Origin of the sequence: Paenibacillus sp. FSL R5-0490 (assembly GCF_001956215.1) — a bacterium.
In the GTDB taxonomy this organism is placed as follows: domain Bacteria; phylum Bacillota; class Bacilli; order Bacillales; family Cytobacillaceae; genus Cytobacillus.
In genome coordinates this window covers 1-12,101 of sequence record NZ_MRTQ01000006.1, presented here as the reverse complement: position 1 = coordinate 12,101, position 12,101 = coordinate 1, and the positions used below count along the sequence as shown (strand labels likewise).

Sequence of the window (12,101 nt, the reverse complement as noted above, 5' to 3'; positions counted from 1 at the left end):
ATCCTCGAAAATGCTGCCGCATTTCCTTCGTGCGGTGATTATTCGTGGATGCTTATTCAAAGTCCTGCGGGAGTAGCGGGACAGGTGAGACCCCGCAGACGCAGAGCGTCGAGGAGGCTCACCGCCTGCCCCGCGGAAAGCGAGTGCCTGCAGCGGAAATCAACACTCCCACATCAACAGGCAATATCTCCTCCTTTTAATTGATAACACAATGTAATGTTCCAGCAAAATCAGTGTAACCAAGCAGCGTTATACTCCTATATAAGGGAAACTATTGTCTGGAAACAGAAGGGGAGGTCATTATGGAGGATTATTTAGCAAAGTCACTGGAAGAATGGAAAGAAGATATTTCTGAAGTTTTAGACCAGATTAATAATGAATACGAGGATGTTAAAAAAGAACTGAAAGTATATTCCTACAAATACGGAATTACCAAACAGGTTATCCAATCTACTGTGAACGAAGAGATCATTGATAATATCCGTGAAATGTATCATAAGCCTTTTGAAGAGAAGTATAACGAATTGAAAGAGTACATACGTGATCTGGATGAAAAACGAAAAGTTTTCCAGATGTTTGTCAATAAAATCGACGAAGTGAAAAAGAAGGAAGCGCCGCGCACCGACCTGGCAGCTGCCTATAAATAGCCATAAAACCGTCTTTGAATAAAAGGCGGTTTTTTTATAGATAAGAAAGTATATAATTTTTGAACTTTGATAACTGTCTAGCTCCAGCGCATACCCCCACGAGGTCACAAGCTTGGCTTGTTTCGGCTCCTAGGGACTCGAGACATAAGCCAATCCCTTTCAGAAGGAAAGAACACCTTCTTGCAGGGCTCGACTTATGCTTGTCGTCCCTGAGCAGTCGCCTCCACATTTCGGGCAATCCTCCCAAAAAGGCAAAGAACGCCTTTCCGGGAGGCTCGTCTTGTGCTTGTCGGGGGTGGACAAGGCGCTTGCGCTTTCTTATAGAGAAGGCTATGAGACTTGAGGCCATGGAGCCCATCAGCCTGCAGATGTATTTTTAAAAATATGGAGGAAAATGCCCCGATGATTTTCTATAATGAAGAGGAAGCTGAAACTTTTACCGCGCCAGTTCCGTATTACACAGATAAAGGAGCTGAGAACATTGGAAACAAGAAAGGTTCTGTCTGCTTTAAGCTATTTTAGTATTATGTTCGCAGGATTTATTTTTCCGCTTATTGTATTTTTTGCTTCAGAAGACAGGGAAGTGAAGCGGCATGCGAAGAGTGCATTCTTATCACATTTGATCCCGCTGGTTCCTGTTCCATTCATTGTTTTTGCAGCGGTAACTCAGTTTACAGTGAATGAACAGGAAATTCCGGTATTTTTTCTTGCTGCTGTCGGCATCACAATCATTCTGCTATTAATTGTATTTATATGGAATATCATTAAAGGGGTAAAAGTCCTGATACAGGAATAGAACTAATAGAGGAGGGCCAGAAAATGAAAGAGGAACGCAAACGTATTTTGAAAATGGTCGAGGATGGAAAGCTTACAGTTGATGAAGCTTTAACTCTGCTGGAACAGCTTGAACAAACAAATCAGACGATGGAACAGAAGCAGGAGGACTTAATTAAGGAGCTATCTGCTGAGGTTAAGTTTGAAGAAGCTAAAAAAGGTGAGCCATATAGCTCAAAGCATCAAAGTGCCAAGGAGAAAATCATTGATTTTGTAGATTCAGCATTTAAGAAAGTGAAGGATCTGGATCTTGATTTTAATTTTGGGAAAAGTGTTGAAATCTCTCATATATTTCAGCATGCAGACGCATACTTAAAAGATCTGGACATTGATGTTGCCAATGGAACAGTTAAGGTAATTCCGTGGGAGCAAAGTGATGTGCGTGTTGAATGCAAGGCGAAGGTCTATCGTGTGGATAATCAGGATGAAGCCCGCAGGAATTTTCTGAAGGATGTTATTTTTGCCATTGAAGGGCAGAGGCTGAGATTTTCGACTCAGCAAAAATGGATGAAGCTTGAAGCAGTCATCTATATTCCAAAGTCTGAATATGAAAATGTGAAAATCCGCATGTTTAATGGGCCGATTGAAAGCCAAAACTTATCAGTGGAAAATTTTAAAGCGAAAACGGCTAATGGAAAAATAACGGTTAGTGATTTGAACAGCCGTAATGTGGAGGCTGAGACAGCCAACGGGCAGATTACCATTCAAAAAAGCCGGATCGATCATGTTGAAGCCGAAACATTAAATGGCGCCATTCTGGCTGATGGAGACTTCAAAAAAGCTGAACTGCAATCCTTTAATGGAAATGTAACGTGCAGGGCAGAAAATGAGCGCTGCGAATGGATCGAAGCGAAGGCAGCGACAGGCAGCATCGATCTGTTTGTTCCGGATTTCGCTGCAGTCAGCGGAGAGCTTCGCACCAATCTGGGCAGTTTCCATCCTGACATTGAGGGTATTGAAGTAATAGAAGAAAAGAGCGAAGTAATTCAGAAAATGATGCGTTTTAAATCTGTAAAAGAAAGCGGCAGCGGACTTAAGCTGCGGGCTGACTCAAAGACAGGTGCCATCACAATTAAGCGGTCAACTGCCTGGTAAAATGGGGTGGAAAGGGCGCCTTCCGCTTTTCTTGATAGAATGTATTATTTCTGAAGTTAGATTACTGTCTAGCTCCAGGCGCCATCGGCTCGAGGTCATAAGCTTGTCTTGTTTCGGCTCCTAGGGACTCGAGGTCATAAGCCGTTCCCTTCCAGAAGGAAAAAACACCTTCTTACAGGGACCGTCTTATGCTGGTCGTCCCTGGGCAGTCGCCTCAACATTTCTTTCAATCCGGCCAAAAGGTTAAAGAACAACCTTTCAGCCGTCTTGTCTTATGCTTGTCGCCGATAAGCGGGCGCCTTCCGCTTTTCTTGATAGGAGGGATTTTTAATGAACAAATTAATTCGCTCCCGCAGCAACCGGAAATTAGCGGGAGTATTGGGCGGCTTATCAAAATCGATCGGAATAGACGCTACCATACTCAGGGTGATTTTCATTGTTTTATTATTTACAACTGGCGTTTTTCCGATGACACTCGTTTATGCCCTGCTTGTGTTTGTGCTTCCTAATGAAGAGGGGCTGTAGGTCATGAGATGGATCCTGGGAATCTTGATAAATGCGGTCCTGTTTGTAGCGATCGCAGGTTTTTTTAAGGATTCGTTTTACTTATCGGGTTTTGGGGCTGCCGTTGGAGCCAGCTTCATGCTTTCCATCCTGAACATTCTTGTGAAGCCAATCCTGATTATTTTAACTCTTCCCGTAACTGTTTTAACGCTCGGTTTGTTCCTGTTCGTCATCAATGCTGTCACGCTTATGATAACGGATGGATTTATGGGTGATTCTTTTGAAATTGCCGGGTTTGGCACAGCGATTCTGGTATCGGTGATTATGTCTATCGTTAACCTGATCATTCAAAAAGCAATCCTGGAACCGGCGAGGGAAAAATAAATGCGTTAAAAAGCCAGCATCCATTATGCTGGCTTTTTCCTATTCAATGATCGTCGCATTATAGCCATCCTTCTGCAGATTTCCAGCAAGCTTCTCGGCGAGCTGTTTTTCGGAAAAGGCAACTTGAACTTTGTATTGTTTGATTCTATCATGCTTTCTTAAGCCGTATTGTTCGGCAATTGCTTTTGCAATAGCCTGTGCACAGCGTTTTCGGTAAATGGGGGTCCGGAGAAGGGAGGCTTCCTCTTTATTGGTCATAAACCCGCATTCCACAAGTACTGCAGTCATTTTTGTCTCACGCAGCACATGGAAATCAGCTGTTTTAACTCCACGGTCCCGCAAACCTGTAGAACTGATTAAGTTTCGCTGGATCTTTTGGGCTAATGCCAATGCTTCTCTAGGCTTGGAAGGATAGACATATGTTTCAATTCCGCCTGCGCTGTTCCATTCGCCTGTTCCGTATGCATTGGCATGGATGGACACATAGCAGTCAGCGTTTTGAGTATTTGCCAGGGAGGTTCTTTCGGCAAGCGGCACGTCCCGTTCATCGGAGTGGGCCAGGAAAACCTCTGTGTTTTGATACTTTCCCAGCATCTCCTTTGCCAGGCTGGCGACTGCACGGTTGAATTCATATTCTCTCATTCCATCAGGGCCACGTTTGCCGGGGGTGCTATATCCATGTCCGGCATCCAATATGATCTTCATCTGATCGCTCCTTTCTGAAAAAATATCTTCATCTATATAATATGGACAAACCTTCCAAAAGGACATGGTAAAATGAAAATAGGAGAAAACCCCAGGGGCTTTCTCCTATTTTGCAGCGCGCTGCATCGTATGAACAAATTTGTAGCGGTCTGCACGGTATGCTGATTTTACAAGCTCAAAAGGTGTGCCGTCCTCTAAAAAGGAAGTGCGGGCGATAAGGAGTACAGGAGATCCGGGGTCTACCTGCAGGTGGTTTACCTCCGTTTCCTTAGCGATTGAGGCTTCAATCTGCTGGGTGGCTTCCCTGATGGTAAGGGATAATTTTTCTTCGATATGCTGATAAAGTGACTTGTTGATGATTTCTTCCGTAAGCCCTTTAACGAGGTTAGCAGGCAAGTAGGTGGTTTCCAGTGCCATTGGCAGGTTATCTGCCATCCTCACCCTTTTAATTTCATATACCGGTGTGTTTTCTTTTATATCAAGCTTTCTCGCCAGCTGAGGCTCGGCCGGGATGATTTCAAAGGATATTAAGCGGCTGCTCGGCACCATGCCGCGCTCTTTCATATCCTCAGTAAAGCTGGTCAATCCCTGAAGCTTTTGTTCGACCTTCTGCTTGTTGACAAAAGTTCCGCGTCCTTTTTGCCTGTATAAATAGCCATCGTTGACAAGGTTATTTAATGCCTGTCTGACTGTCATTCGGCTAATCTGATATTGCTCCGAATACTCGCGCTCAGAAGGAATGGCTTCATCAGGCTTTAACTTGCCGTTTTCTATTAAATGTTTAATGTACTCTTCCAATTGGTGATATATCGGGATGGGTGATTGCTTATCGATCATGGAAATTCTCCTATCACTATTAGTACTGATTATCAGTCCTGACTGACGAGGCTAAGTGCTTCTTCATCGGCGATGATGGTTACATTCGGATGAAGCTTCAAGGCTGACGCGGGAAACTGTTCATCAGGCTCTCCGTTAACCAATTGTCTGATGGCTTCTGCCTTGGCTGGTCCTGATGCGAGCAGGATGATTTCCCTGCTATCAAGTATCGAAGCGATTCCCATTGTAATGGCTTGGGCTGGAACGTCTTCTATAGAACTGAAAAATCTTGCGTTAGCCTTGCGCGTGCTTTCCGCAAGGTCCACAACATGCGTACGGCTGTTAAAGGCAGTTCCCGGTTCATTGAATCCGATATGTCCGTTGCGTCCGATTCCCAGCACCTGCAGATCAATATCCGCCAGATCCTTGATCAGCTGTTCATACCGTTCGCATTCCCTGGACATTTCTTCTGCGGCTCCATTGGGAAGATGCGTGTTTTCGAGCTGGATGTCCAGATGATCAAATAGTTCGCTATTCATGAAATGCCTGTAGCTATTAGGATCAGTTAGGGGCAGGCCGATATATTCGTCCAAATTAATCGTCGTGACTTTTTCATAAGAAGTGCCATTTTCCTGATGATCTTTAATCAGTTCGGCATAAACTCCTTTTGGTGTACTTCCGGTAGCAAGCCCTAATGTCATATCAGGCTGCCGGCGGACTTTATCAATTATCAGCCTGGCAGCTTTTCGGCTCATATCGTGATAATCGGCTGTTCGAATGATTTTCAATTTCCTTTCACCTCACGTTCAAAGGCTTTGGCGCCTCGGCAGAAGGTCATGGCAACCTCAAGGTTCTCATCAAGTACAACCAGGTCCGCATCCTTGCCTTCTGAAATGCTGCCTTTCCGGTCGAAAATATTGAGCTGTCTGGCCGGGTTGCTGCTTGCAAGCCGGACAGCTTCATGCAGCTGTATATCAGTAAAGTCAATCATATTTTTTATGGAGTCTTTCATTTTTAAAATGCTTCCAGCCAATGTGCCGTCAGCAAGCAGTGCCTGGCCATTTTCGACCTTTACATCCTGTCCGCCAAGATCATAATGGCCATTTTTCAGGCATTTGGCTCTCATCGAATCTGTTATCAGGATCATTCCATCCGCGCCTTTGGCGTTCAGTGCAAGCTTGATCATCTCTGGACGGACATGGATGCCATCAGCGATCATTTCAACGATCAATTCCTTAAATAAAAGCGCAGCGCCGGCAACACCAGGTTCACGGTGATGCATGCCTCTCATTCCGTTGAACAGGTGGGTTATCTGTTTAGCTCCAGCCTGAACAGCTTTTTCCATTTCGGTAAAAATGGCATCACTATGGCCGATTGAAGGGACAACGCCATTTTCACTTAAATAGCGGATAAATTCATAGCCATTTGCTTTTTCTGGTGCCAGTGTGATCAGTTTGATCGTCCCGTCCGCTGCTTCCTGCCAGCGCTTAAAGAGTTCAATATCAGGCTCAAGGATGTGACCCTTCGGCTGGGCTCCGCCTCTTGCTTCGTTAATAAACGGGCCTTCCAGGTGGATTCCGATCACTTCCGCTTTGCCGGGAGTATTTTGTTCTTTTTGAAAGTGAGCCGCATTGACCAGTGCAGCTTCTATTTTTTCTTTTTCCTGTGTGATGGTTGTGGCAAGGAAACTTGTAGTCCCTTCTTCAGGCAAAACGCCGGCCATCGTATTCAGCGCTTCAAATGTAGCATCCATCGTATCGGAACCGCCAGCGCCATGTATGTGGACATCAATAAACCCCGGACTGATGGTGTGCTCAGGGGAAAGCTCTATAATTTCTGTATCCTGGATGATGGCAGGAAGCTCCTCCAAAGTTCCAGTCTGCAGGATTTGCTCATTTTCTATTAAAATAAACCCTTTATCAATGGTGCTGTTTTCCAGAAGAATTCTGGCATTTTTCAGTAATAGACGGCTCATTTTCAGTTCATCTCCGTTTGAATGATACTTTTATTATAAAAGGTTTGTGGTTAGATGTCTATACCAGTAGAAGGAATTAACTTTGTAAAACTTTATGGTCTATACAACTAAAAAAAGGATAGAAGGCGATCGGACGCTTTCTATCCTATTTATTTGAGTGTTAAAAGAAATACATACCAAAAAATGATTAATTCGTATCCGCAGCTGCTTCCCGTAAGTAGCCATTATGCTTTTTCAGAAGCTCGGCGGCTGCTTCACCTTTTAATCCTGTTAAAATTTGAAGAATGGCTGCCTTTGTATGATAGTTTTGTTCTTTAAGTGCGTCCCGGGCTTCTTCATCAGATGCGCCTGTAGCCATTTTGACGATATTTTCTGCACGCTTAAACAGCTTCTCGTTTGTCATCTGGACATCAACCATTAAATTGCCGTACACTTTTCCCAACTTGATCATGGATGCTGTCGTCAGCATGTTCAGGACGAGCTTTTGTGCAGTGCCTGCTTTCATTCTTGTAGAGCCTGTAACCACTTCGGGACCTGTGATAGGTGCAATCGTATATTTAGAGATTTTCCCCATTTCGGAATCTTTGGTGCAGGCAACAGAAACAGTAACAGCGCCGACTTCATTTCCGTATTGAAGAGCTCCGATCGTGTATGGCGTACGGCCGCTCGCCGCAATGCCGACAAGCACATCCTTGTCCGATAATTGAATATCGGCGACATCCTGGCGTCCCTGTTCACTGTCATCCTCAGCGCCTTCAACCGCCTCGGTCATGGCTTCCTTGCCCCCGGCGATAATGCCGACAACCATTTCAGGGTCTGTTCCATAGGTTGGCGGGCATTCTGAAGCATCGATAATGCCAAGGCGTCCTGAGGTGCCGGCCCCAACATAAATCAAGCGGCCTCCTTTTTTAAAGCTCTCCGTAATTTCATCCACCACTTTTACAATATGGGGGATTTCTCTTGCGATGGCATTAGGAACAATTGTATCCTCCTGATTTATGATTGTAATAATTTCTTCTGTTGTCATTAAATCGATTTCCATTGTTTTTGGGTTTCGCTGCTCTGTATTCAGCTTTGTAATATTCATTATTTATCCCTCACTGTTAATTGAAATTTTGTTCCTGCCTTAATCTCATCCAGCAGGGGCATATCTTCTTCTATTACTCTGGCGATTACATTCACGCGTTCATCCCGAGGGAGATCTGCCAGTGTAATTTGCATCTCTCCTGCGTATCGGCCATATAGAATATTATCAACTGTGACACTGCCTTTTTTGCGTTCCAGCTGGTTCACAGGCTCCCATTTATTAGATCCCTGCCCTGCATAGGATCTTGATTCAACCGACCTGACAACATCCCGGGCAGGATCCATCCGGTTTGTATGGGTTTTATTAAAAAGATCCTCATAGATTTGTCCGCCGATCAGCTCGATTCGGAGAGGCACGACACCTTCCGCGATTTTCGCCAGCTGAACAAGAGTCCCGTCTTTTACAGAATGGTCACCAATCAATACCTTGTCTGTCCAGCAGCTGTTCAACAGTTCAGCCGCAGCAGCAGCAGGTGACGAGCCCCGGTGTTTTTCAAGAGTAGGCAGACTGGAAAAAATTGGACCGCGAAGTTCCCCGTCTCCAGGCACAAACGCCATGGTAGTTATCCCCATGCCTTTTAGGAGCTTATTTCGCTCTATTAAAAAGTCTTTATCCAAACCGGTTTCCGGCCGCGGGTAAAAGTTATGCCAGGCTTCTATATTATTGGTGTTTAATCCCATTTCCATCCACTCATGCAATTCTTCAGCAGAGATGGTACTGGCATTGATTCCAAGTTTCATTTTTTTTGAGAGTTCAACAATCTGTTCAGAAGTGAAGCCGTAATCAGCCCGGATTCCGGTAAGGCCCCATTCGAGAAGTGTATCAATCGAATCCCAGCCCAATCCTAAATGGCTCAATGACTGGGGGGAAACATCTGCGAGGAGTTCCATATGCTGCTGCTTTGCCAAGGCCCCAAGATTCTGAAGCAAATGTTTATAAGTGCTGTGGTCATCTTCGGGAATATGGAGGGATGTGAAAATGGATGTGAGGCCGTGAGAAGCCGCCCTTTCTATCCATTCCGCATTTTGATACTGACGCTCTTCTGATAAGTAAATTGATATTCCAAGCATCCTGGTCACCTCTTTAAATCTGAATTTTGTAAAAATGAGGACTCATAAGTAAAGAAGGAGGAATGCTCCTCCTTCTCCTTGTTTATTATATGTTTTTCGCCATTTCCTCTTTGAATCCGAACAGCCATGTGAACAGGAACCCGAAAGCATAGGCAATTAATAAGCCGATCAGATACAGTATGATTTGATTGGTGTGAACGAGGAAGGCAAGCGGTATGCCTGAAACCCCGATGGCTACTGTAGCAATTTTGAAGAATGCCTGGAAAGCACCGCCGACAGCAGCTCCGAGACACGCTGTCAGGAACGGGCGCCCCAGCGGCAGGGTAACCCCGAAAATAAGCGGTTCGCCGATTCCGAGCATTCCAACCGGAAGTCCGCCTTTAATAACTCTTTTTAGACGGGCATTCTTTGTTTTGAAATAAATGGCAAATGCTGCACCTACCTGGCCGGCTCCGCCCATTGCAAGAATTGGCAGAAGAGGGTCATCGCCGATTGAGTTAATCAATTCCATGTGAACTGGTGTTAATCCTTGATGCAAACCAGTTACAACTAAAGGAAGGAATGTTCCGGCAAGTACTAATCCAGCCAGGATGCCGCCGAAATCAAGTATGCCAAGCAGGCCTTTAGTAATAATATCAGAAAGGAATCCGCCAACAGGCTGCAGGACAAAGAATGTCGCAAAGCCTGTAATTAATAATGCAAGTGTCGGTGTTACGATTATATCAATAGCTGAAGGAACGACCCTGCGGATTCTTTTTTCCAAAAAGGCCACCAATGCAGCAGCGAGCATGACTCCGATAAGTCCTCCGCGGCCTGGCACCAGCGCTTCACCGAATAAAGTGATATTGGCAAGGCCTGGATTGATTAATAGAATACCGGCCGCACCGCCAAGAGCAGGAGATCCTCCAAACTCCTTCGCTGTGTTAATACCAACAAATACGCCCAGGTAACCGAATAACCCCCAGCCAATTAGATCAAGCATTTGCACAAGAGTAGATTCCGGATCTCCGCCTGATTTGATGATGACATTATTGATCCCTGCAATCAAACCGGAAGCAACAATAGCCGGAATCAGCGGGATGAAGATACTTGCAATTTTTCGTAAAAACAGCTTGAAAGGAGTAGCATTTTTCTCATTGAGTCCGGCTTTCGTCCGGGCTGCCAGTCCTTCCAATGAAGTGTCAATCTCTTCGTCCTCATCAACGGAAGAAACATTTTTGCCTGTCATTCTGGAAACTTCGTCAGCTACCTTGGTGACGATCCCGGGCCCGAGAATGATTTGGAGTGTTTCTGCTTCCACAACACCCATAACGCCGTCAATATCCTTGATGCCATTCAGGTTGACTTTGCTTTCATCGATCGGCTTCACGCGAAGACGGGTCATGCAGGAGGCCAGTTCCGCAATATTGCCGGTGCCGCCTAACTGCTCCGTAATCTCTTTCGCCAAGCGTTCTTCTTTACGCATGAGCTTTTTCCCCCTCTTTTTCTAAAATAAATGAACGTAATAAGAGCTAAAGAAATAAATGAATTCGCTTACATACCCATATTACCAAGGTTAAGTCTAGTTGTCTATACCATTTATATATATTTTTATTCGGGCATGTCATCATATTTATACGCAGAACAATCATGAAAATTGTCCTTTTTATACAGGATTAAGCATATGGGACTAGTGTTAATTTTTGAAAAAATAGATATAAGAAATTTGGTTCTGGGTTAAAAAGTGCTAAAATAAAGTGAACTTCAGTATGAACTTAATTAAAGAGTTACATATAAAGAGATCATCCGGCAGTGCCAGCATTAAAGGAGGAACTTATTTTGGTAAAAGTGCGCACGAAAGATATTATAGAAAAGTTCGGGCTTGAATTGATAGCCGGAGAGGAAGGCATAAACCGGCCGATTACAACCAGTGATATTTCACGTCCGGGCTTGGAGATGGCAGGTTATTTTGATTATTATCCGGCTGAACGCGTTCAATTGATCGGAAAAACGGAACTGTCTTTCGTTGAAACGTTAACAAATTCCGAGCGGGAAATCCGGCTTGAACGCCTCTGTACAGATATTACGCCCGGCATAATCGTGACGAGAGGGCTTGATATCCCTGAAGAACTGATTGAAGCAGCCGAGAGAGAATCAGTTCCGCTGCTTCGCTCCAAGCAAAAAACAACCCGTTTTTCCAGTCTGCTGACCAATTTCCTGGAAAGCAAGCTTGCTCCAACAACAGCTGTTCACGGCGTCCTTGTTGATATTTATGGGGTAGGGGTGCTGATAACAGGTAAGAGCGGAGTAGGTAAAAGCGAGACGGCACTCGAACTGGTAAAACGCGGACACCGCCTTGTTGCGGATGACTGTGTGGAGATCAGGCAGGAAGATGAAGATTACCTGGTGGGAAATTCACCGGAATTGATCGAACATCTGCTTGAAATCCGCGGTCTCGGCATTATCAATGTTATGACACTGTTCGGTGCTGGAGCTGTCCGCAGCTATAAAAAAATCTCTGTGGTTATGAATTTGGAGCTGTGGGATCCGAAAAAGCAGTACGATCGTCTAGGCCTTGATGAAGAAAAAATGAAAATCATTGATACGGAGATTACGAAGCTGACCATTCCGGTAAGACCAGGACGAAATCTCGCTGTCATCATTGAGGTGGCTGCCATGAATTTCCGCTTAAAGAGAATGGGAATGAATGCAGCGGAACAGTTCACGAACCGACTGTCTGATGTAATTGAGGATGGAGACCATGATGATCGTTAAGCTGTTAAAAACAGATCAATCATTTTTTCAATCAAACGTTTGATTGAAAGCTGCTAATCTTTTATCAGGCTTCAAAATAACTAGATAAAGGGCGCCTTGCGCTTTCATAGAATTAATAGAAATTATATCTTTCAAATTTGATAACTGTCTAGCTCCAGGCGCCATCGGCTCGAGGTCATAAGCTTGTCTTGTTTCGGCTCCTAGGGACTCGAGGTCATAAGCCGTTCCCT

General features: G+C 44.7%; 14 protein-coding genes. 6 read left to right on the top strand and 8 right to left on the bottom strand.

Going from position 1 to position 12,101, the window contains the following annotated elements; all coding sequences use genetic code 11:
• The first annotated feature begins 302 nt into the window (after positions 1–302).
• The 5 genes from BK139_RS06135 to BK139_RS06115 all read left to right on the top strand — a co-directional run bounded on the left by BK139_RS06135 (position 303) and on the right by BK139_RS06115 (position 3,464).
• Entirely contained in the window at positions 303–647 is a 345-nt protein-coding gene (locus BK139_RS06135; protein ID WP_035329260.1) for a hypothetical protein, read from the top strand.
• Positions 648–1,128: 481 nt separating this feature from the next.
• Positions 1,129–1,443 (top strand): magnetosome magnetite crystal formation protein family, encoded by a 315-nt coding sequence (locus BK139_RS06130; protein WP_076257620.1) that lies wholly within the window; start codon positions 1,129–1,131, stop codon positions 1,441–1,443.
• A 23-nt stretch (positions 1,444–1,466) separates the two neighbouring features.
• The gene (locus BK139_RS06125) at positions 1,467–2,576 is read left to right on the top strand and encodes a DUF4097 family beta strand repeat-containing protein (protein WP_048009338.1); all 1,110 of its coding nucleotides are present in this window, start codon (positions 1,467–1,469) and stop codon (positions 2,574–2,576) included.
• A 330-nt stretch (positions 2,577–2,906) separates the two neighbouring features.
• Positions 2,907–3,101, top strand: coding sequence for a PspC domain-containing protein (locus BK139_RS06120; protein WP_048009337.1), 195 nt, complete (start codon positions 2,907–2,909; stop codon positions 3,099–3,101).
• Between the two features lie 3 nt (positions 3,102–3,104).
• Positions 3,105–3,464, top strand: a complete 360-nt coding sequence (locus BK139_RS06115; RefSeq protein WP_048009336.1) for a phage holin family protein — start codon at positions 3,105–3,107, stop codon at positions 3,462–3,464.
• 39 nt (positions 3,465–3,503) lie between these two features.
• Here the strand turns inward: BK139_RS06115 and BK139_RS06110 are convergent, their stop codons facing one another.
• From BK139_RS06110 to BK139_RS06080, 7 genes are all read right to left on the bottom strand, one after another.
• Complete coding sequence (locus BK139_RS06110) at positions 3,504–4,169, bottom strand: N-acetylmuramoyl-L-alanine amidase (RefSeq protein ID WP_076257479.1); 666 nt, start codon at positions 4,167–4,169, stop codon at positions 3,504–3,506.
• Between the two features lie 105 nt (positions 4,170–4,274).
• A complete protein-coding gene (locus tag BK139_RS06105) occupies positions 4,275–5,006 on the bottom strand; it encodes a GntR family transcriptional regulator (RefSeq protein WP_076257478.1) in 732 nt (243 codons plus the stop codon).
• A 32-nt stretch (positions 5,007–5,038) separates the two neighbouring features.
• Positions 5,039–5,773, bottom strand: coding sequence for a glucosamine-6-phosphate deaminase (gene nagB, locus BK139_RS06100; protein ID WP_076257477.1), 735 nt, complete (start codon positions 5,771–5,773; stop codon positions 5,039–5,041).
• Positions 5,770–6,960 (bottom strand): N-acetylglucosamine-6-phosphate deacetylase, encoded by a 1,191-nt coding sequence (gene nagA, locus BK139_RS06095; protein WP_076257476.1) that lies wholly within the window; start codon positions 6,958–6,960, stop codon positions 5,770–5,772. Before nagA ends, nagB begins: the two co-directional genes overlap by 4 nt.
• Positions 6,961–7,147: 187 nt before the next feature.
• Positions 7,148–8,047: an N-acetylmuramic acid 6-phosphate etherase gene (gene murQ / locus BK139_RS06090; protein ID WP_076257475.1), complete on the bottom strand. Its 900-nt coding sequence runs from the start codon at positions 8,045–8,047 to the stop codon at positions 7,148–7,150.
• Positions 8,047–9,117 carry a DUF871 domain-containing protein gene (locus BK139_RS06085; protein WP_076257474.1) on the bottom strand — a complete coding sequence of 357 codons (1,071 nt, stop codon included), beginning with the start codon at positions 9,115–9,117 and terminating at the stop codon, positions 8,047–8,049. Before BK139_RS06085 ends, murQ begins: the two co-directional genes overlap by 1 nt.
• 85 nt (positions 9,118–9,202) lie before the next feature.
• Positions 9,203–10,582, bottom strand: a complete 1,380-nt coding sequence (locus tag BK139_RS06080; RefSeq protein ID WP_076257473.1) for a PTS transporter subunit EIIC — start codon at positions 10,580–10,582, stop codon at positions 9,203–9,205.
• Positions 10,583–10,935: 353 nt separating this feature from the next.
• On the opposite strand from BK139_RS06080, the gene hprK reads away from it, so the two are divergent.
• Positions 10,936–11,871, top strand: coding sequence for an HPr(Ser) kinase/phosphatase (hprK, locus tag BK139_RS06075; protein ID WP_061793405.1), 936 nt, complete (start codon positions 10,936–10,938; stop codon positions 11,869–11,871).
• Between the two features lie 27 nt (positions 11,872–11,898).
• Here the strand turns inward: hprK and BK139_RS24230 are convergent.
• A partial coding sequence (locus tag BK139_RS24230; RefSeq protein ID WP_217695234.1) for a hypothetical protein occupies positions 11,899–12,101 on the bottom strand: 203 nt, incomplete at its 5' end.

Coding starts and splice junctions, on each gene's coding strand:
- BK139_RS06115 (WP_048009336.1), top strand. CDS start 3,105: ATGAGATGGATCCTGGGAATCTTGATAAATGCGGTCCTGTTTGTAGCG.
- BK139_RS06125 (WP_048009338.1), top strand. CDS start 1,467: ATGAAAGAGGAACGCAAACGTATTTTGAAAATGGTCGAGGATGGAAAG.
- murQ (WP_076257475.1), bottom strand. CDS start 8,047: ATGAATATTACAAAGCTGAATACAGAGCAGCGAAACCCAAAAACAATG.
- BK139_RS06080 (WP_076257473.1), bottom strand. CDS start 10,582: ATGCGTAAAGAAGAACGCTTGGCGAAAGAGATTACGGAGCAGTTAGGC.
- BK139_RS06085 (WP_076257474.1), bottom strand. CDS start 9,117: ATGCTTGGAATATCAATTTACTTATCAGAAGAGCGTCAGTATCAAAAT.
- BK139_RS06135 (WP_035329260.1), top strand. CDS start 303: ATGGAGGATTATTTAGCAAAGTCACTGGAAGAATGGAAAGAAGATATT.
- BK139_RS06105 (WP_076257478.1), bottom strand. CDS start 5,006: ATGATCGATAAGCAATCACCCATCCCGATATATCACCAATTGGAAGAG.
- BK139_RS06120 (WP_048009337.1), top strand. CDS start 2,907: ATGAACAAATTAATTCGCTCCCGCAGCAACCGGAAATTAGCGGGAGTA.
- BK139_RS06110 (WP_076257479.1), bottom strand. CDS start 4,169: ATGAAGATCATATTGGATGCCGGACATGGATATAGCACCCCCGGCAAA.
- nagA (WP_076257476.1), bottom strand. CDS start 6,960: ATGAGCCGTCTATTACTGAAAAATGCCAGAATTCTTCTGGAAAACAGC.